This is a genomic window from Alloyangia mangrovi (assembly GCF_002300555.2).
GTDB lineage: Bacteria > Pseudomonadota > Alphaproteobacteria > Rhodobacterales > Rhodobacteraceae > Salipiger > Salipiger mangrovi.
On the sequence record NZ_NTHN02000030.1, the window covers coordinates 39,912 to 59,395 of the forward strand.

Sequence of the window (19,484 nt, forward strand, 5' to 3'; positions counted from 1 at the left end):
TTCACAGCCCCCTTCGCCCGTCCAAGCTGACATCTGTGGGTATGCTGACGAAATCTTCAGCGATGAACGGATTCATCTCTGCCAGGCAATCGAAGCGTTGCGCATGGGTGGACCGGAAATGCTCGATCTCCAGCACCTTGTCGCGAGCGACCAAAGCCGCTTTCAGAGCCAAGATGCAGATTTCACAAAGTTCGCCGAAAGCGTAATAGGAGGCGTGAAGCAACCTCTCGGCAAAGTCCCGTGTCTTCACGCTTTTGCCGAGCTCTAGCCCCATCCCCCGACAATAGCGCGCCAGAACCTTTATTGCCCGAGAGGCATCGATGCCGGGATCGAGATCGGTCATGTGCACAACACTGTACCGGCGCTTGAACTGCTGGTCCGAGTTGAGGATTTCCGCGAACTCCGGGGTGCCGATCAGGATGGGGATGACCTGTCCTTTCTGGGGCTGCACCAGTGATTTCAGTGCGTCTCGCATGGACTGGCGGTCCTTGGCGCCTGCGGCACGCACATGCTGGATTTCGTCCAAGACCAGAACTTGCGTCTGTAACCTCTCGATGTAGGCGGCAACGTACTGCCATATGTCCTCGGCGGAATCGCGAGCCTTTGGCGTCCAGCCATATTCCAATGAAATCAGCATGCGGAGCTTGCGAAGGGTTACATCGTCCCTGAGAGGAACGAAGACATGGCCGCGCGGAGAATGACCTACGGCCGTTCTGTGTAAACCGAGGGTTTCGAGCGCACGCAGGACGCTCTTGGTCTTGCCGGTCCCGCTCCGGCCTAGAACAACGACGCCTCTGGCGTCGAAGGAGTGTCCAAGCTCTTTCGCCGCAAGGAACTCGCGAAGAGAACCTTCTATCTGACACGCGATGCGCTGCGCGTCAGCATTTTCGATGAAGATGTCGCGGCGCAGTGCCTGGATACTGCGATCGACGTCGCTCGGCTGAAGGCAGAGTGTCATAGATCACCTCCTTCCTGCCACCAGGTGGTGTCTTCGTCCGGATCATAGTCATCATCAGGAACATCAGTAGAGGGAGAAAAAGCTTCGACCGGCGGTGCATCATTTTGTCCGACGTCAGGATCGCCTATGATGTAGCCGATCCCGTCAGTGGAGCGTTCCAGCCCCTCAAAGTCCGGCCCCTCGTTTTCGATGACCGAGAGCCCGAGGTAGAGTTCCTTCTCCAAGCGCTCCACGTCCTCTGCGGTGGTCTGTTGTGGTAGCACGCCCATGATCCGCATGGCCTCATTCGCCCGAGAACGCATTGCCTGAAGCGCATCCCATATGGTGTCGGCGGCAAGGGCCGCCTGCCCAGCGTAACGGCGTCGCAGAATCCGTCCGACGGCAACCCATTCGTCGAGTTTCACCCCGTGAAAATTCTCGACGCTGCAGTCCACCTCGAGCCATTCTTTTCCGGTCCAGACGCTGATCGTGCCAAGGTCGTTGGGGTCCAGATAGAGCGTGACCTTCGTGTTCTGAGGTCGGCGTCGTAACACCTGGAGTGCGCGAGAATTGTAGGCGATCCCGGTCACCGAGATTCCTTTGGCTGTTACCTGGCGCTCTAGACATATTCCGAAAGCCCTCCGGCGCATGGAACGCGGCAACTGAGGGGGAATTCCGACAGTGCCACTGAGCCGCTCTAATGCCGCCGCAGGCGTCTCTTTGAAGAGACCAAGATGAAGCGTGTTGTGATAGACGTCGACGATATATCGGATGAAGATCAATGCCAATTGATCGTCGGTCAGGACGGCAGCCTCCTCTGTCGGATAGTCACCACGCTCTTTTGGGTTAGAGAAAGTCCGTCCCGGGATGTATGGCATTGCTCGATGCGTGAACGTGCGAAACACACGTTCAATGGTGCCACGCAACTGTGGCTCTCCCACGTTTGGATAGGAATATGTCGCATGAGATTCGGTGACCGCGCGCGTCGTCGGGCCAGCTCTGAATGCTGATCCTGTATCGCTTGCAACGCTCTCAAAGGGAAAGCCTTTCCAGCTGGATTGGGTTTCCGCAGCTGCGGCAAGGTCTGCTTTGTCACGTGTCGCCATTTCCAGCGCGCGAATGGCCGATGCAGAATTTTGCGACGATGCAACCACCAGACCAACGATGTACCTGGTGGCCACATCTATGACAACGTAAAGCCAGCGGCGCCCCCGCGGAAGCTTGTCGATGGTTTTTTGATCAAGGCCTTCACGCATTGGCCCATTTAAAATGATTGTGCGCGCATCGATTTCCCATTCGTCGACCAGGAAGCCCTGACCCGGTCGGCTGGGAAGGTCGGTCTTTCCAACCCCGAGATATCTACGCTTCGCGATCGCGCTGCCCTCGCGACCAGCGTCGACCTCCAAGCGATCGAACCGTCGTAGCCATTCCCAGAGTGCGGTCTTGCCTCGTGTCTGCAGAAGAGGGAGTCCGGCGGCGCCACGACGCTCGTTTTCGCACCTCACCGCGCGAATCGTGTTCTCAACAACCTCACGCCCCGTATGACGCTGGTTCAGCAGATACTCTCTCAGGTGCTGTTGGATGAAGAGGTAACTATCCTGATCAATGTCGAGCTTGGAGGCCTTACCGCGCCGATCGAGAAGAGCATCCATCCGGCCTCCGGATTTTTTAACCGCGCGGTACCACCTCAAAATGCTAGTCGGGGATGCATCGAAGCCAAAGCCATTGCTGGTGGAGCTGAAGTATTTGCTGCCATAAATCTCATGAAAAGCTTTCCATTCCTCAGCGGCGTAAGCCTTAATTTGAGGATAGTGTTCTGCAACCGAACGCGGTTTCAAGATAAGACCGCCTTCCATGTATCTTCGGTCGATTCCACAGAAGAAACACCAACGATTGGAAACAAGTGTTTGGTTCGCCTTCGACAACGTCTGCAAGCACGCATAGAGGTTCGGCTGATATTTTGCCTCGTCCACGCTTTTGGATAACTTATCGTAGTCCCACTCTGGTTGCTGCACGATCTCATGCAGCGTCGGCCAGGTAAAACGCTCGACTGCGGCCGATCCGTCATCTCGTCGGAAAAACGCGTGCTGATCGTCCGCTTCTTCGAAAAAATATGGGACCGAGTTGATGTAGTAGCGTGTAACCCTATCGAAGTTCATTCGGATTGTCATTGCGGCCTCCGAACGATCGAGTGAAGGTTGATGCTGCCCCTGCTCACCAAGCCCAAGCGCTGTTCAAAGATGGCACGGTAAACCGCACGGAAACCCCGAGATCCCGTGCGACTGAGGACAATCAGATCAGCAATGGTCAGTTCCCCGTCGAGTTCTGACACCGTCTCTTCTAGGCGAGCGTCAGCTTCAGCATCCGGGCACAGAGAGAACCGCAGATAGGTCGCCGCATTAATGGCTTCAGTGCGTGAAAAGCACTGCTCTGTAACCAAGCGGACTTCGTCCACCAAGTCCGGTACCACGGCACGCTTAATCTGTTCCAGCTCGGCTAGAAAGCGACCGGATGCCAGGCGAGACGTTGGTTTGACAGCAACTGCAACTCTGCGTCCGGTCTTGTAGGTGATCAGCAGGTCGAAATAATGCCTGCCCTTAGTGCCGTCCGGCTTGCGAAACTTCACCGGACCGAATTGCTCATGGACTTGGCGAACTCTCGGATCGATCAACGTGACCACCAAGTTGCCGTGTTCAATTCCACTGTCCATGCCATAGATACGTGGGAAGCCGGTCTCAAGGTCGGGATACACGGCGAAGATTCTGCATGAAGATCGCGACCTTGGATTGATCCGACGCTGACCGCGGTAAGCAAGCACGGGGCAATCTTCGCGAATGACTTCCCCCGTTAGATCATCGGGAAACGCTTCTGTGGGGCCATAGGCCCTGCGGAAGGCTTCAGGCATCCCGGATAGGTCGCGACCTACCGGCGTGACCGGGGCGTATAGACTGCGTTCGATTGGCATATTCATGGCAAAGCATCCCTGTTTCCGGGCCGTTCGGCACCGGATTGCGAGGACACGCAGGAGCAAGCCGCTCACGCGTGCCTGTTGACTTTTCGCTGGTGTGGTGGGATGAAAGAAGGGACCAACCTACCAAGGGCTCTGCACGCTTCGCGCTGCGGGGCCTTTGTTCTTTCATCGAGATCGATGGTTTAGGTCATTGAGGCTTCTCCTTCGGGTTGGGCGAGAAGCGAAGCCAGTTCCTCGGGGTCCTCGCCAAGCAGGCGCGCGATTTCAGTTATGACCGGAAGGCTCTTCCGGTGACCGCCAATGACCAGGCTGATCGTAGAAGGATTGCGCCCGAGATGGGCCGCAAGTTCTTTGATCGTAAAGCCTGCCTCTATCCGCAGACGACATTTGATGATCTCGGCTGCGCCGTGGATTTTCATGTGCGAACCTTGGGCAATTCTAATTGACGGATGCCCGAATCATGTGGGTTCGCGATTCGCAAGTCAACTGGGGGAGCGAATCATTCCTGTTTGTTTTCAATGGGATGTCTAAAGTCATTTTGACATTTAACATGTCGACAGGGTGAAAGCAGAACTTGCTTGGCCGATCCGCGACATTCGATGAAAAATCGAGCACCACCGACCAGGCGTGACATTGACCGCTTCATGTCGAGAAGGTGGTCGCGGACATTCGCGCTGTTGTCGCCCAGCCCGCCATGCTGCGCGTAAGCCATGATGCCACCTAGCTGATCGGGAGACCTGGGCGTCCGGCTCCACAAACGGGGCAACGGCGCTGGAAAATATCAGACCCGTTTGCCCCGTACCGATGGTCGCAGCTTTGGCACCTCAAGATATAGGTGACCTGATTGTGGTCGTTTCCCGGCAGGTCGGTGCGCGTCACGACCTCCTGCAGGTTGCGATTAATGAAGCCAGGCTCTGTCGTTTTGCCCTCGGAAGCGGTGCGCTTCTTGCGTGGTGCGCTCTTGGTCTTCTGTGGCGGCCAAGATGCTCCCAAGATCCACCCCTCGACTAGCCCCGTAGCCGCAATCGGCTCAGGCTCCGGAGCCGTCAGCGCATTAATGATCTCGCCGCGCTGATCAGCCTCCTGTAGCCAGCGTGCGATCACATAGGCATCATGCTGGTCCGGGCTTCGATCATCCTTGGGGTAAGCGGAGCTCCAAAGCCTCGGGTAGGTCTCGGCGATCACTGACGTGCCCGCAGCCGGGGTCCACCCATCGAACGGCCAGAAGTGTAGCTCGGGGCGCGCAGCCCGGATGCGCTTCAACCAAGGTATGCCCGCATGGGTCGACTTGGCGACAGCGCCTTGCACATCGAAGTGGAACACCGATTTGGCCGAACCGGTCGCTTCTTCCGTCAGCCGGCGCCAGCGTCGTTCGCCCGTCCGCGCACCACCATTTCCGACATGCCCGTGTCGGACGAAATCGACATAGGTGTGAGGTTGATCGGTGGGCCAATGCCGGCAGAAATCGTCGAGGAAGGTTGGCCAATCCGGCTCCAATCCGTGGCGTTCGAAGTAGCGCATTGGGAAAGAGAAAGCGTGATCAATGCCGACGATCGTCGGACGAGCACCATCAAGCTCTTGCTGTAGCCACTCCGCCAGCCCTCTTCTGGTCCAGTATTTCTTGGGACCCGGTGGAGGCAAGACTTCGCACGCCTCACTGTCGCCGAAGGTTTCATAGACCCTCAAGCCCTTCAGGCTAGCCTCGGCGGTCTCAGCGCCCGAATAATCAATACCGATCGTGCGAGCGAATATGCGGTGGCTTTGCGTCATTGAAAACTGGCCTGGAAGTTGGTGGCGGTAAGTGTGACATGCGCGTCAAGCGGCGGCCTCAGCTCAAAGGCCTGAGGAGCGCGTGCGAAATCGTAGAGACGGAACAGATACCAGTCGTCGCGGCGCTCGGCGGCGACCTCCAGCTCGTTCCGTGAGATATGAAATGGTGTGCGCTCCCATCCATTGGTCGTCTTTACCTCGATCAGACGTGCGCGCCCGTCCGGGGTAAAGCTCGCGATATCATAGCCTGCGCCGTCGCCATCCTCCTTTGAGACCCAGCGAACACGCTGGGCCAGGTCGTCCCGATCATGCTGTTTGAGCATCTGGCGCTCGTGATGGAAGACACGCTCTTCGCCCGCATGCCCCAAAGCCCGATTGCGCTCGTCGCGTCCTGCAACATCAAAGTGCCGCGCGACCCGCTGCATCTGTTCTAGTTCTTCGGGTGGCGGTGCGTTTCGAAGCGTAGGTGCTGTCCCTACGAAGAGAGAGGGTGGCTCTGCCAGCGCGGCGGTTTCCTTACGGTGAAGGGCGAGTTCCCACTCGGGATGACGCGCCAACCAACGCGAGGCAGCCTCTGCGAGCGATATCTGGAAATTGAACCGCGGCCGGTAACCCTTGATGATCGGCAGGCCTAGCCCGACAAAAGCGGCCGAGACATTGCAGAGCTTGAACTCGATCGAGCCGCGGCTCCGCCCTGTCTGCTCTTGCAACGCACGGTTCTGCGCCGCCTTGTTGTAGCTTCGTCCCGAGAGCTCATCACTGAGCATCTCGAAATAGGATGCCACGACTGCATCGTTCTCTATGTCGGACCAATCAGAGGAATTCATATGGCCAGGTTAGGCTGTGCCAACAGGATTGTCATTGGTCATCCCTGCAGCCGTGAGTGTGACTGATCGAATGATGGCCAAAGCTTCACGTAACATTGGAGGACCGCGACCGATCTTCGCTTCGCCCTATTGGATTTCAAACAGGCGGCAAAATCGGAAGTCGGCACTATGGTTGATGCGACCGCTGCGCGGCAGGAAACAGACGCGGCATGCGGGGGCGCTGCTCGCGTGGTGAGCAACGCGTCCGGCCCTGAGCCGACCTTCGCCCTTTGTTAAGCGGATGGCCGGTCCCAGCACAGTTAGGACTTGTCGTTCGAAGGTCCCAGATAGCCTTGAAGGCTATGACGAATGGGGCGCTTGTGTGAATAGCAGGCGACACCATCTTCGAAGGTCGATTCTCAAAGACAGTTTTAGCGTTTTGAAGACGGAAGATTTGGACGCAACTCAATGTAGAGTCCATTAGAAATCCTGGCGTTGGTGAAATCCGAGAGGGCCTTTTTCTTCTGGGCATCCGAAATAACCTTATGACTTTTAGGAGCCGCAGTTTCGCGGCGCCTGTAAGTCTTAGGGTTATTTTTGACCACTTTCATCCTTCGCCCTTCAATACTTTTCTTATTCCAGCTGTTGTCATGGAGGCCTTGCAGTGCGCTTTTTTTCCTGCGAGTAGTGCCATTTTTCGTAGCAGTAAACTCCGTCGAGCCATCACCAGCTATTCGAAAACGTTTTTCCGTTTCACCTTCCTGGCGGACCCAAGACCGTTCGCCTGCTTCCACGACATAAGTCCAGTCCAAGCAGTCTTCAACATCGGCCAGAGCGTTCGCTACCTCGAGCGCGGAGCCGTAGCGATCGTTTGGATCCGTGGACAAGCATTTCACAATGACCTTTCGTAGTCTATCTGGAATGTGCTCAGGAAAGGTTGACTTGTCTGGGTAGGTCCCGTCCGCAAGCACTTTGGCAAGATGTGGAAGAAAGTTCTTGGGGTCCAGCTGTCCAAGCTGATCGCGTAGACAACCTTCGCCGCAACACATCCGGTAAAGAACCAAGCCAAATTGATAGATGTCGAACCGCAAATCGTAAGGTCCACCACCGTTCACAACCTCGGGGGCTGTGATGGGAAGGTAGAGTCGGCTTTGTTCTGCTTGCCCCAAGTGCATTTGTTTAGCCAGCCCGAAATCCGACAACAAAGCTTCGCCTCTGTCGGAAAGCAAGACATTGTCAGGCTTGATATCAAAGTGAATTAGGCCTTTGGAGTGTATATTGTGAATGCCGGACAGGAGCTGGCAGGACGTTCTTACGATCTCGCGGACCGTTAGATTGCGTTCCTGCATCAGGGCTTTGAGAGATCCGTTCTTGAAGAATGGCAGCGCAATAAAAACATGCTCTGCATCTTCGCAGGCATAGATGACAGGAACCACATTCTGATGGCTGGAGGCGTAGAGAGTTCGCGCCTCTTGGAAATATTCATCTGCAGATGCGATACTCTTCTTCTCGATGCGCTTCATGACTATTTGCGCGTCGAGTTGTAAGTCTTGAACAATATAGGCCGTAGAGTTTCGCCCCTCTTGGCCAATTTCTTTTACAGCCTCAAATTTGACTTCAGCAATATTATGAGGTTTAAGCATTTTCGGCCCCCATCGCACAGAAAACAGCTTCTCTTTGTTCTTTATTTAAACCCATCCAATTTTCCACCGCAGGGGTCTTGGCTCCGTCGATCATTGGCTTGAAGTCTTTTCTTTCCATATTTAAGCGTGCACTGATTGATGACACATGGCCTATATAGTAAGATTTAAGTGAGCTGCTTGCGAAAGCTTCGAGAACGACGCCTTCGATCTGAATTCTCGTTATGTTGGTGGACTGCGCATTGGGCTCTGTCGTTCTCACGCCAGCCGCCTGAATGTCGTATTCGCGAAGGATGTCGAGAAGATTGCTTCTGACATATTTCAATGCGTCGGGAGTAGTGAAGGCTATCGGAATCTTTATCTCATCGACAGCAACGATGCTCTGACTTTCAGTGTCATAAATGGCGAAGATTACTTTCTTAGGTGTCGCCCGAATACCTATTGCAAACAATTTTCTGCCCCAAACTTCAAAACATTCAACTGCATATCAACCCTAAGATACCTGTTTGTAAACCACTCGCGGAATTTTTCCTGCTCAGCTCGCGCGATGTCACCTTCCATCATGGGCCGATTGCGATGTGGTGTCGGCTTCTGGCGAGCTACAGCAGTTCGTAAGAGATGCAGCGAACGACAGTTTCCCGCCCGCTAGGTAGGTCACGCCGGGTCCGGCGGCGTGATCCTGGCGGATGTCCGCTTCTACGTCCTGGCAAGGGTGCGTTCGCACACGCAGAGAAGGTCCGGTTCCCGCCCTTTCCGCTAGACGTCCCATAGTCGCGACATGGATCGTGCTGCCCTGGTAATCGGCTTACTCGCGTCCGTAAGAGGATCGTTCAACGGACGTTTTGATTTCGCCTCGCGCTCCTTCTGCCGTTGGGGAAACTATGTCTCGATAGGGTGGTACGATTTGTTTATCGCTGAAGGGGCCGCTTGCGTTACGCTTGCCCCATGACAAACCTACGTATTGGCTATGCCCGCTGGTCCACCGACGCTCAGGATCTCGCCGCGCAGCGCGCGGCGCTGGAAATGCTTGGCGTCGCCTCCGAGCGAATCTACACAGACCATGGGCTGACCGGCCGCAACCGCGACCGGCCCGGGCTTGCCCAGGCGCTGGCCGCCGTGCGGAAGGGCGACACACTTGTGGTGCCCAAGCTTGACCGGCTGGCCCGCTCGGTGCCGGACGCGCGCGACATCGCCGACGGGCTATCTGAGCGCGGGGTACGGCTCGCGCTAGGAAGCACGGTCTACGACCCAGCCGATCCGATGGGGCGGATGTTCTTCAACGTGCTGGCGACCTTCGCCGAGTTCGAAGCCGACTTAATCCGGCTTCGAACCCGCGAGGGCATGGCGGTGGCCCGCGCCAAAGGGAAGCTGAGGGGCAAGAAGCCAAAGCTTTCCGACCGGCAGGCGGCGGAGTTGACACGGATGCACGCAACTGGGGAGTATTCAGTGTCGGACTTGGCCGAGCTCTTCTCTGTCTCGCGGCCAACCGTCTATCGCACGCTGGCGCGGCAGAGGCCGAAACGTTGATGGCAGAAGACCCCTTCCAACCCTTTACAGCCGACCCTTCCAGCGACGGCACGGAGTCAGCCGTGGGCTAGAAGGGCGGAGAGCCGCCGTTCGCTGCATCCCGCAAGAACGACGGCACTGCGCAGGTCGCGGCCGGCGTGCGAGCTCCCCTGAATGACCGGTGGATGCCGAAGTCAACCAAAGACACCGGCGCTTTGGCGAGCCGAGGCAGATTCAACAGAGGCCAAGTCTATCAGGCGACAGGCTTTGTCAGTCTTCTCCCGGTCGAGGGCAGGCCACGTTCGCCTGGGCCTTCGGGAGGTTGAAGAGCGCGATGAAGTCTCGGCACTGAGCGGCATCACCGAAGACTTCCACGCCAGCCGCCTCTGGCGCCACGTCCCCGTAAAAGACAGCCGCGAGGGGTGGAGCGGCTTGCGCTTTGAAGCGGAGACCAGCCCGTTCCGCCGCGCCGCGTTCCACTGGCATGGCGCCGTCTTCCATTCGGGCGGTGAACTGCGCCGTCCCGATTTCAAAGACTATGACCAAGGACGTGCCGCGTGCGGCTGCCTTATCCAGCATGGTGCGCAATGACAGCATGAAGGAGACAGGGGAGAGTGGCAGCGTCGGGTCGTGCAATGGCGATGCGGCGGCCCAGCGGCCGATCTCCTGCAGGATCGGCTCGGCCGCGTATCCCCATTCCGTCAGGCCATAAAGCTGCGCCGGAGCTGGCTCGGGTGCGGTGGAACGAACGACGACACCATTGGCCTCGAGGCCGGCAAGGCGTTCTGTCAGCACCTTGGCGCTGATCCCAGGCAGATCTGCGCGGATGCCACTGAAACGGCGTGGCCCGAACATGAGTTCCCGCACGATCAGCATCGCCCAGCGTTCGCCGAGAAGTTCAAGCCCGAAGGCAGTGCCGCAGGCATCTGCATACCACCGTCCGTGGGGGGATTTCGCCGACAGGGTTACTTTTTGTTTCTTCATAGTTGCTTTTTGTAATCTCATGCCGCTACGCTGTCCCTAATTACGATACGGCAAGGGAGGAATGGCAATGCCGCAAATGATCTTCGTGAACCTGCCGGTCGCGGACCTGAGGCGATCTGTCGAATTTTACGAGGCCATCGGCTTTTCCCTGGACCCGCGGTTCAGCAACGACCAGGCGGCCAGCATGGTCCTGTCGGACACCATTTGCGTGATGCTGCTGACCCATGAGTTCTGGGCAACTTTTACGGATCGTCGCCGCGTCGATCCGGCGCAGGAGGCGCAGGTGCTGCTTTGCATCAGCCGTGAAGACAGGGCAGCCGTTGATGCCATTACTGAAGCGGCGGTTTCTGCCGGAGGCATGGCCGACCCATGCCCGGCGCAGGACCACGGCTTCATGTATGGACGCAGTTTTGCGGATCCCGATGGCCATATCTGGGAGCCCATGTGGATGAGCGCCGAGGCCGTCGAGAATGGTCCGGCGGAGGTGTCCAATGCCGGTTGATCCCGAAGCCGCCATCACCATCACCGCCTACGACTGGGTGCCGGACTTTGCCCAAGGACAGGTCCGTGACCTGCGGGTTCGATGGGCACTTGAGGAAACGGGCCAGAACTACGCCGTTCGCTATCTCTCACAAGGGCAACAGAAGGAAGCCGCGCACCGCGCGCTGCAACCGTTCGGCCAGGTTCCGACCTACGAGGAAGGTGATCTCACGCTGTTCGAAAGCGGGGCGATCGTCTGGCATATCGCAGAGCGGTTCCCGGGTCTGCGGCCGACGGAGCCAGCGGGTCAGAGCTTGTCGCTGGAATGGCTGTTTGCCGCGCTGAACACTCTGGAGCCGCCGATCATGGATCGGGCACAGATGACGATTTTTGAAGTGGCCGAGCCCTGGGCCAAGCCGCGACTTCCCGGCGTCGATGAGCGGATCAACGAACGCCTGCAGGAAGCGTCCGATCGCCTCGGCACAGCTGAATGGTTCGGCGGCGGTTTCTCCGCCGGCGACTTGATGATGGTCAGCGTTCTGCGGATCATCGAAGACGAGGGGCTCGTCGAAGCCTTCCCCAACCTCGCCGACTATGTCGCGCGTGCCACCGAACGGCCGGCCTTCCAACAGGCCCTGACCGATCAGCTTGCTGGCTTCACGGGCAATCCGCCGCCCGGCTTCGATGAATGGATGGCGGAGCTTAAAAGGAAACAAGGAGAACTCGCATGACCTATGTAGCCGGATTTCTGACCCCCGTGCCGAACGGGAACAAGCAGGCCTACATCGAAAGTGCCCGCAAGGCTTGGCCGCTCTTCAAGGAATATGGGGCCCTGCAAATCATGGAGACCTGGGGCGACCAGGTCCCCGCGGGCGAGCACACCGATTTCAGGCGGGCCGTCGCGTTGGAAGACGGCGAGACGGTCTGTTTCTCGTGGATGATCTGGCCCGACAAGGAAAGCCACGACAGGTGCGGCGCCAGCATGGCAACCGATCCGCGCTGGCAGGAAATGGACATGCCCTTCGATGGCAAGCGCATGATGTGGGGCAGCTTCACGCCGATCTTCGAAGACACGGCCTGACGCCATGAACCAGACGGCACCAGAGCAGCTGACGATCTGGACCTTCGACTGGGTGCCGGAGGGGCCGCGGGGCTATGTGCGTGACCTGCGGCTTCGCTGGGCCTGCGAAGAGGCCGGGCTGAGCTATCGCGTGGGCTCCGTGCCCTTCGAGGATCGCGGGGCAGAGCATCTTGCCATGCAGCCTTTCGGGCAGGTGCCTTACTTGACGGACGGGGATGTCAGCCTGTTCGAAAGTGGTGCCTGTCTGCTGCACCTCTCGGAGAAGAGCGAAGCGCTCATGCCGCAGGAGAGGATGCTGCGGGCGGAAACCTTGTCCTGGATCCTGTCGGCCCTGAACTCTGTCGAGATGGTCAGCGTGCCCTGGTGGTTCGTCGGACTGTCGTCCCCGCCGGAGAACCCCTTGGAGGGCTGGCTGCGGGCCCGTCTTGCTGTGCTGGAAGACGTCCTGACGGCGCGCGACTGGCTGGTGAATGATCGCTTCACCGCGGCGGATTTGATTCTGGCCGACGTCCTGCGTCCGCCCTGGGTTCGTGGGATCGGCCACTATCCCGCAACCGATGCCTACATCGAGCGGATTTGTGCGCGGCCGGCGTTTGCCAGGGCACATGCGGACCAGATCGCGCATTTCTCCAGGGCCGACGAGACCCGCGAGGCATGAACGGCAGCTTGCCGTTCCCAGGGGAAGACCACAACGCATGGGAGGAGGAAATGATGAACCTGACTTCGACTTCACGCTCCTGCAAGGGGGCCATGCAGGCCTCGGTCCTTGTCGGAGCGATGGCCACGCCCGCGCTGGCGCAGGATACCGAGGGCCGAGCCATGTCCGGGGACCTCGGGATCTATTATCAGGTACACGGCGATCTCGGCTCCGGTACGGTGCCATTTCTCGTGCTCCATGGCGGCATGGGCACCATCGAAGCGGACTTCGGTGCCCTCTTGCCGTCCCTCGCCGCAAGGCGCCCGGTGATCGGGGTGGAACAACAGGGCCATGGGCGGACCGGCGGACGTGACACGCCGGTCACCTTGGCGGCAATGCGCGCAGACACCCTGGCCGTGCTGGACGCGCTCGACGTCGAGCGGGTTCATGTCGTGGGCTTCTCCATGGGCGCCATGTTGGCGCTGGATCTGGGTGTTTTCGCGCCAGAGCGCCTTGCCACGCTGACTGCGATCTCGGCCAGCCAGAACCTCGACGGGATGCATCCGGCCATCGCGGAGATGAACCGGAACCCACAGGCCACGCCTTTACCGGAGGCGCTGGAGCTGGTGCCGAGCGAAGAGGACTTCGCCCGCATGCGGGCGGGTTTCGCCGACAACCCGGATGGCCCGGAGCAGTTCCAGCGCACCTTTGCGCAGCTGCAGGCCTTCATTGTCACCGACTGGGGTTGGAGTGACGAGGAGCTTGCCACGCTCGCGGTTCCGACCCTGCTCGCCCTTGGTGACAGTGACTTCACCCCGGTTGAGCATGGCGCGCATATGGCGGCGCTCATCGGGGCACAGCTGGCGGTTCTGCCGGACACCACACATCTCTCGATCACGAGCCGCTCGGACTGGCTGTTGCCCCTTATCGACCACCGGATCACCACAGCCGGAACCGGCGATGCTGCCTTTGACCGGAAATGGGACAGGCCATGACAGGGCGCAAGGCCGCCGTATTCCTCTGGTTCGACACCGAGGCCGAAGCCGCTGCCGAGTTCTATGCCGCAACCTTTCCGGACAGCCATGTGGACCGGATCGTGCGATTGCGGGGCGAGACGCCGAGCGGGCCCGCGGGCAGCGTTCAGGTGGTTGAGATGACTCTGCTGGGCTTGCCCTATGCATTGCTCAATGCCGGTCCGCATGTGCGGCCCAACGATGCCTACTCGCTCCAGGTCTACACCGACGATCAGGCCGAGACGGACAGGCTTTGGAATGCGATCGTCGGCAATGGCGGCGAAGAGATCATGTGCGGTTGGGCCAAGGATCGCTGGGGCTTTCGCTGGCAGATCACACCCCGGGTCCTGATGGAGGCGCTGTCGCACCCGGACGCTGCAGCCTCGGCCCGCGCACAAGCGGCCATGATGGAAATGCGCAGGATCGACATCGCGGCGATCAAGGCCGCTTTGCGTGGCGAGCCGGACCCATGACTATGGGCCCGACGGAGATCATCGGGACCGCGGACTGCGGAAACTCCCCCAAGAATGCATTCGTGCAGGACGTCGCGATTGCCCTGGAGACCGGCGTTGCCTCAGCCGAAATCTTTGATCCAGAGGTCACGTGGACCCGGACTTCGACAGAGACGGTCAAGGGGCAAGCTGCGGTCCTCCAGGCGTTGTCTTCCAGCCGTCTGCCGATGAAGATCATGGTCGAGCACGCGATCTCACACGGCAAGGTCGGCATGGCCAGCGGGGAAAGAACTCTGTCCGATGGATTGAAGCGTCCTTTCTGCCACGTCTTCGAGTTCAACAACGGCAAAGCGAGAAGCGTGGTGTCGATCAAGACCTACATGTGAAGTTGCTCATGCCTACCTGCCAACTGCTCAGGACGAAGCCTGCGACCGGGCCTGTCCCAACCATGCACACGATTTCAGCAGAGGATGCGGCTATCGTGGAACGGCAGCAGTACGAAGCACACCAGCCTTTCGTCGCGCTTGTCTCGAATGTCAGCTTCGGGCCGGGAGCGATGGTCGCCGTTGTCTGCCAGGCGCAAGACCCGCTGCGCCGCCGCAGGTCGGGTTCGATGCAGGTTTCCCGGACGCCATGCGAGGTGGTCGAGTAGCGCGCGGTGCTGGCTGGCGTCGGAGAGCGGGTCAAGACCGATCGACTTGATGCCCTGCGTCTTGCGCGCCTTCTGCGTGCCGGAGAATTGACCTCAGTCTGGGTCCCTGACGAGACGCATGAGGCGATGCGCGATCTGGTCCGGCCCCGGGAGAGCGCCGCGGAGGATCGGCGCCACAAGCGTCAGCTCGTCTCGGCCTTCGTTCTGCGCCATGGGCGGGTCTATCAACGCTCCAAGCCGTGGACGATGCGTTATCGGCGCTGGCTGCAGACCCTGGCGTTCGATCACCCGGCGCACCAGATCGCGCTTCAGGAAATGCTTCAGGCGGAACGAAATGCCTCGGAGCGGCTGGAGCGGCTGACCGGGCACATCGAGGCCCTGGTGCCGGACTGGACTCTCGCGCCGGCAGTGAACGCGCTTCAGGCGCTGCGGGGCGTCGCGCTGATTACCGCGCGTGCATTCGGCAGCTCTCAGCCCAAAGCCGAAATTGACCTGCTCCCCTGAAAAGTCCGCGGTTTGAAGTTAGCCTGTTCTCCAGACGAGGAGACAGACGATGCGGAAAAGCCGTTTCAGCGAAGAGCAGATCATTGGCATCCTGAAGGAGCACTAGGCAGGGATCGGCGCCAAGGAGCTCTGCCGAAAGCATGGCATCAGCGATGGCACATTTTACAAATGGCGTTCGAAGTATGGTGGCATGGAAGTGTCCGAGGCCAAGCGGCTGAAGGCCTTGGAGGCTGAGAACGCGAAGCTCAAGAAGATGCTCGCCGAGCACATGCTCGACGTGGCCACGCTCAAGGAGATGCTGGGAAAAAAACTTCTGAAGCCCGGTGCAAGGCGACGAGCAGTGGACTGGGCCATGACAGAGAAGAGCTACAACCAACGGCGGGCCTGTGCCTTGGCCGGGATCGATCCGCGTGTGTATCGACGTGGATCAACCAGACCTGCGGACACCGAGCTGCGAGAGAGGCTGAAGGAGCTATCCAGCGAACGGCGGCGGTTTGGCTACCGACGACTGCACCTCCTGCTGGGCCGAGAGGGCTGGCAGGTGAACTGGAAGAAACTCTACCGGATCTACCGTGAAGAAGGCCTGACAGTGCGCAAGCGTGGCGGTCGCAAGCGCGCGATCGGAACGAGGGCGCCGATGGCGATCCCGCAGGGGCCGAACCAGCGATGGTCCCTGGACTTCGTCTCAGACAGCCTCTCGGACGGGCGCCGGTTCCGGGTGCTGTGTGTCATCGACGACTTCAGCCGGGAATGCCTTGCTACGGTCGTGGACACCTCACTGTCGGGTCAGCGGGTTGCACGTGAACTCGATAACATCGCCCGAACGCGTGACTATCCCTGCATGGTGGTTAGCGATAATGGAACGGAGCTGACCTCGAATGCCATCCTGAAATGGCAGGAGGACCGAAAGGTCGAGTGGCATTACATTGCGCCAGGAAAGCCCATGCAGAACGGCTTCGTTGAGAGCTTCAATGGGCGCCTTCGCGATGAGTGCCTCAACGAGCACCTGTTTGCAAATCTGCGCCACGCCAGAGAGTTGATCGCTGACTGGCGCAACGACTACAACCATCACCGCCCCCACACGAGCCTCGACGGGCTTACCCCGTGGGAGTATCACCAACGGTCAGTAGAGGACCAAAACCTGAACAGAGCGAACTAAAAGCCGCGGACTCTACGGGGAGCAGGTCAAAATTACTGATCTCACATACCAGGCGGGACCTGAACTTTCTTCTGCAAATACTAGCCGCATGCAGTAGTGTCGGAGGAAGCTCACTTAAAATCCATTCATGCAGCTCGCGCACCTGTAAATGTGACTGATCCGCCCAAAGAACCTCGATCAAAAACCGCAGAAAATGGAGCACTCAGGAGTTTTACGTTAATTGCGCCAAAGAATGTCCCAACAGATAATTCGCAGGAGCGCGTCCTGCGCCTGTCAATAAATTCATTACTGAAGGAAAGGAGGTCTGGATGAATTTAGGCCTTGAGCGAGGCGAAGGGTTTACCGCAACCGAGCGGGCCTTGTCTGAGTTTTCAGATCGATCTTTTTTACGACTTTGGTCATACCCCAATACGTTCAACGACAGAACCAAATCCACAAAGGGAGTTGGTCAGGAACTGGCTGACTTATTGGTTGTATTTGGCTCTAATGTAATCATTTTCAGTGATAAAAATATAGCATGGCAAAGCGGCAAGCCAACAGATTTGGCGTGGAGCAGATGGTATAGGGGGGCAGTTGAGAGTTCAGTCAAACAGTTAGTCGGAGCAGAACGTTGGATCGACCAACATCCGGACAGGATATTTTTGGACAATAGATGCGAGCAAAAATTTCCAATTCCACTGCCTTCAAGAGAGGCGCAAAGGAGACACCTAGTCGCGGTGGCAAACGGCGCCAACAATACATCCAAGGAATACTTCAACCACCCACGAGGAACGTTCATTATAGCACCAACCGTTAAGGGCAAGCACCATATGGATCGCGAACGACCGGGCTTTCAGCCTTTCGTACTTGGAGATGTAAATCCAGACGGTACGTTCGTACATGTATTCGACCAAGTTGGACTCCAGTTGGTGATGCGTGAACTGGATACTGTCGTCGATTTTGTAAATTATCTTGGTGCGAGGGCGCGCCTTCTCAGGTCTGGAAGGCTTTCCGTCGCTGCGGGGGAGGATGATCTGATTGCAACTTACATGATGAATGCTTTCGTGGACGGCAAAGCAGCGTTTGTTCCCCAAAAGCTGCGCAAGCGCGCAAGACGCAGCAATATCTTGGTCCCCGAAGGGCAGTACGAAACCTACACTTCATCCTACGCCTTCAGCGAAAGTTCTCTAAGAAAAGAAGCCTCACGATTTTGGGATCAAGTGATTGAAGCGTTTACTGAAGATGTGATAGCGGGGACTTCAGTTGAGATTCTAGGTCAGCCTCCTTCAACGAAGCTGTCTGAAAGAGGTCTACGAATTATGGCCTCTGAGAACCGAAGCAATCGAATTCAACTTGCTGAAATGCTGTATTCCGCGCTTGAGCGGACCGTCGACGAGGGGATGTCTCGATTAATACGGCGAGCTATGATCAAGAGAAGCCATCGGGCACGAAAGATAGGCTATATTTTCTTGGGCTTCCCATACGATCCGAATATCGGAACGATGGCAGAGTACCGAAGAAACCGAGCGGAAATGCTAAACACTTATTGCCTAACCTTTCTTCAAGAGCAGCCAAAACTTGAGACCGTTGTAGGTATTGCGTTCGACATTTATCGCGAAGAGGGAGGATTAAGGTCTAGGTCAGAGGATTTAATCGCGATGGATTCCCCAGAGTGGACCTTTGAGCTCAAAGAAAATCTTGCCTCCAACCAAGAGATCTTCGGAATCAAGAGCCCAAAGGATCTGGAAGTTACTATTGAGCGCGAACGTAAAGGGAAAAGTCCTTTCCGCATCAAACGACCAGCGCGGCCGTAGTCGATCGCCTCCACGCTTTCGGCAGCACTTGGTTAAGAAATCTCAATTACTCGCCATGGGCAGAAAATCAGGTCGCGCATAGTTATCCTTCAGGAACTGCGGGCAGGTTAGTCTTAGATGTCGACTCTCGAGAATCTTCATTTTAGCTTCAGCACGCTCGAAGTTTGGCAACTACGGGCAATCAAAGGACTCTGCAGATAACACGGTTTGTAATTGCGGCTGTACGTCCAAAGCACAGCGAACGACCGCTTCCCGCTCTAGCTTACCAATTCGGATCAAAATTGCTGAGTTCGAGGCAATCATATATCATGGGCGGTTTGCGGACATTTTCTAGGCTCATCACCCCAGCGATTGGGATTGGCGATGCGGGTCGCGTCTGCGCTTCGCGTAGTACCGCAGCGTCTTGAACCTGCTTGTCGCAGAGGGGCGGCTGAAAACGAAGGGGCATGCGATGGTGTCGCGCTCGATGATCGGGTGTTAGAAAGCGTCCCGGCGCGTTCTTGGCAAAATAGTCCTAGTGTAGTTCGAGCAACGAGCCGACTTTACGAATGCGGCTGTTCGATCCCATTCTTGTCCAGCAGCTCTTGGATGCAGTCGTCCGAGGATTTACCCTCCAAATCCATGCAGATAGTTATTGAAGTCCTATCAATCAGCGTAAGTGCTGTGTCTACGCCATTCACATAGTATGCAGAAAGAAAGCCCGCTATCAGAGCAGTTGCGCCACCACCAATTGACTCAAGAAAAGACCAGAGCGCGAAACCCATTGCTAAGATCAGTACGAGCCATGCCCAGCTCTCAGAAGCCGTAAAATAAGCAATTGAGGCAGATGCCACAGACAGAATAAGCGCTATTGCGGGACGGAGAAATGGCAACAGGGAGAGCCACCCCAACTTTTCAGCTATGCAACTCCACATAAGCGAACCTCATCAATATTACAATCTGTCGTGTCTTATTATAACATTCAAGCAATGCCCATCCCTCGTGAAAATATCCTCGCCGCGCTCCACCTTGAGGTGCTTCCCGTGCGCGTATCGGCCGAGGGAAGATTGTGCGCTTCGGGCCTGAAGTGCCTGGGGGCGCGGGGGGGGGGGGGGGGGGG

General features: G+C 57.7%; 18 protein-coding genes and 2 pseudogenes. 11 read left to right on the plus strand and 9 right to left on the minus strand.

What is annotated here, in order from left to right; genetic code table 11:
• Position 1 precedes the first annotated feature (1 nt).
• The 8 genes from CLG85_RS16260 to CLG85_RS16295 form a co-directional block, all read right to left on the minus strand.
• Entirely contained in the window at positions 2–958 is a 957-nt protein-coding gene (locus CLG85_RS16260) for an ATP-binding protein (protein WP_095881161.1), read from the minus strand.
• Entirely contained in the window at positions 955–3,096 is a 2,142-nt protein-coding gene (locus CLG85_RS16265; RefSeq protein WP_217989703.1) for a TnsB C-terminal domain-containing protein, read from the minus strand. Before CLG85_RS16265 ends, CLG85_RS16260 begins: the two co-directional genes overlap by 4 nt.
• 8 nt (positions 3,097–3,104) lie before the next feature.
• Complete coding sequence (locus tag CLG85_RS16270) at positions 3,105–3,908, minus strand: PDDEXK family nuclease (RefSeq protein ID WP_141244455.1); 804 nt, start codon at positions 3,906–3,908, stop codon at positions 3,105–3,107.
• Positions 3,909–4,090: 182 nt separating this feature from the next.
• Positions 4,091–4,327 carry a helix-turn-helix domain-containing protein gene (locus tag CLG85_RS16275; protein ID WP_095881164.1) on the minus strand — a complete coding sequence of 79 codons (237 nt, stop codon included), beginning with the start codon at positions 4,325–4,327 and terminating at the stop codon, positions 4,091–4,093.
• Positions 4,328–4,628: 301 nt separating this feature from the next.
• Entirely contained in the window at positions 4,629–5,678 is a 1,050-nt protein-coding gene (locus CLG85_RS16280) for a hypothetical protein (RefSeq protein WP_260349612.1), read from the minus strand.
• On the minus strand, positions 5,675–6,505 hold the full coding sequence (locus CLG85_RS16285) for a protein NO VEIN domain-containing protein (RefSeq protein ID WP_095881165.1): 831 nt from the start codon (positions 6,503–6,505) through the stop codon (positions 5,675–5,677). Before CLG85_RS16285 ends, CLG85_RS16280 begins: the two co-directional genes overlap by 4 nt.
• A 410-nt stretch (positions 6,506–6,915) precedes the next feature.
• Entirely contained in the window at positions 6,916–8,127 is a 1,212-nt protein-coding gene (locus CLG85_RS16290; RefSeq protein ID WP_260349613.1) for a serine/threonine-protein kinase, read from the minus strand.
• A complete protein-coding gene (locus CLG85_RS16295; RefSeq protein ID WP_095881167.1) occupies positions 8,120–8,575 on the minus strand; it encodes a hypothetical protein in 456 nt (151 codons plus the stop codon). Before CLG85_RS16295 ends, CLG85_RS16290 begins: the two co-directional genes overlap by 8 nt.
• 494 nt (positions 8,576–9,069) lie before the next feature.
• On the opposite strand from CLG85_RS16295, the gene CLG85_RS16300 reads away from it, so the two are divergent.
• Entirely contained in the window at positions 9,070–9,651 is a 582-nt protein-coding gene (locus CLG85_RS16300; protein WP_095881168.1) for a recombinase family protein, read from the plus strand.
• A 249-nt stretch (positions 9,652–9,900) separates the two neighbouring features.
• Here the strand turns inward: CLG85_RS16300 and CLG85_RS16305 are convergent, their stop codons facing one another.
• A complete protein-coding gene (locus CLG85_RS16305) occupies positions 9,901–10,635 on the minus strand; it encodes a winged helix-turn-helix transcriptional regulator (protein WP_235865315.1) in 735 nt (244 codons plus the stop codon).
• A gap of 46 nt (positions 10,636–10,681) precedes the next feature.
• On the opposite strand from CLG85_RS16305, the gene CLG85_RS16310 reads away from it, so the two are divergent.
• From CLG85_RS16310 to CLG85_RS16355, 10 genes and pseudogenes are all read left to right on the plus strand, one after another.
• The gene (locus CLG85_RS16310) at positions 10,682–11,116 is read left to right on the plus strand and encodes a VOC family protein (RefSeq protein WP_095881170.1); all 435 of its coding nucleotides are present in this window, start codon (positions 10,682–10,684) and stop codon (positions 11,114–11,116) included.
• A complete protein-coding gene (locus CLG85_RS16315) occupies positions 11,106–11,825 on the plus strand; it encodes a glutathione S-transferase family protein (RefSeq protein WP_095881171.1) in 720 nt (239 codons plus the stop codon). The genes CLG85_RS16310 and CLG85_RS16315 overlap by 11 nt, the downstream gene beginning before the upstream one ends.
• The gene (locus CLG85_RS16320) at positions 11,822–12,175 is read left to right on the plus strand and encodes a DUF1428 domain-containing protein (RefSeq protein WP_095881172.1); all 354 of its coding nucleotides are present in this window, start codon (positions 11,822–11,824) and stop codon (positions 12,173–12,175) included. The genes CLG85_RS16315 and CLG85_RS16320 overlap by 4 nt, the downstream gene beginning before the upstream one ends.
• A gap of 4 nt (positions 12,176–12,179) precedes the next feature.
• On the plus strand, positions 12,180–12,833 hold the full coding sequence (locus CLG85_RS16325) for a glutathione S-transferase family protein (RefSeq protein WP_095881173.1): 654 nt from the start codon (positions 12,180–12,182) through the stop codon (positions 12,831–12,833).
• Positions 12,830–13,807, plus strand: a complete 978-nt coding sequence (locus CLG85_RS16330; RefSeq protein ID WP_095881174.1) for an alpha/beta fold hydrolase — start codon at positions 12,830–12,832, stop codon at positions 13,805–13,807. Before CLG85_RS16325 ends, CLG85_RS16330 begins: the two co-directional genes overlap by 4 nt.
• On the plus strand, positions 13,804–14,298 hold the full coding sequence (locus tag CLG85_RS16335) for a VOC family protein (RefSeq protein WP_095881179.1): 495 nt from the start codon (positions 13,804–13,806) through the stop codon (positions 14,296–14,298). Before CLG85_RS16330 ends, CLG85_RS16335 begins: the two co-directional genes overlap by 4 nt.
• A 62-nt stretch (positions 14,299–14,360) precedes the next feature.
• Positions 14,361–14,663, plus strand: a complete 303-nt coding sequence (locus tag CLG85_RS16340; RefSeq protein WP_235865316.1) for a nuclear transport factor 2-like protein — start codon at positions 14,361–14,363, stop codon at positions 14,661–14,663.
• Positions 14,664–14,950: 287 nt separating this feature from the next.
• A pseudogene (locus CLG85_RS16345) lies at positions 14,951–15,397 on the plus strand (IS110 family transposase); the annotation flags it as partial.
• An 85-nt stretch (positions 15,398–15,482) separates the two neighbouring features.
• Positions 15,483–16,592 (plus strand): annotated as a pseudogene (locus tag CLG85_RS16350) (IS3 family transposase).
• 308 nt (positions 16,593–16,900) lie between these two features.
• Positions 16,901–18,385, plus strand: a complete 1,485-nt coding sequence (locus tag CLG85_RS16355) for a hypothetical protein (RefSeq protein ID WP_141244457.1) — start codon at positions 16,901–16,903, stop codon at positions 18,383–18,385.
• Positions 18,386–19,484: the final 1,099 nt, after the last annotated feature.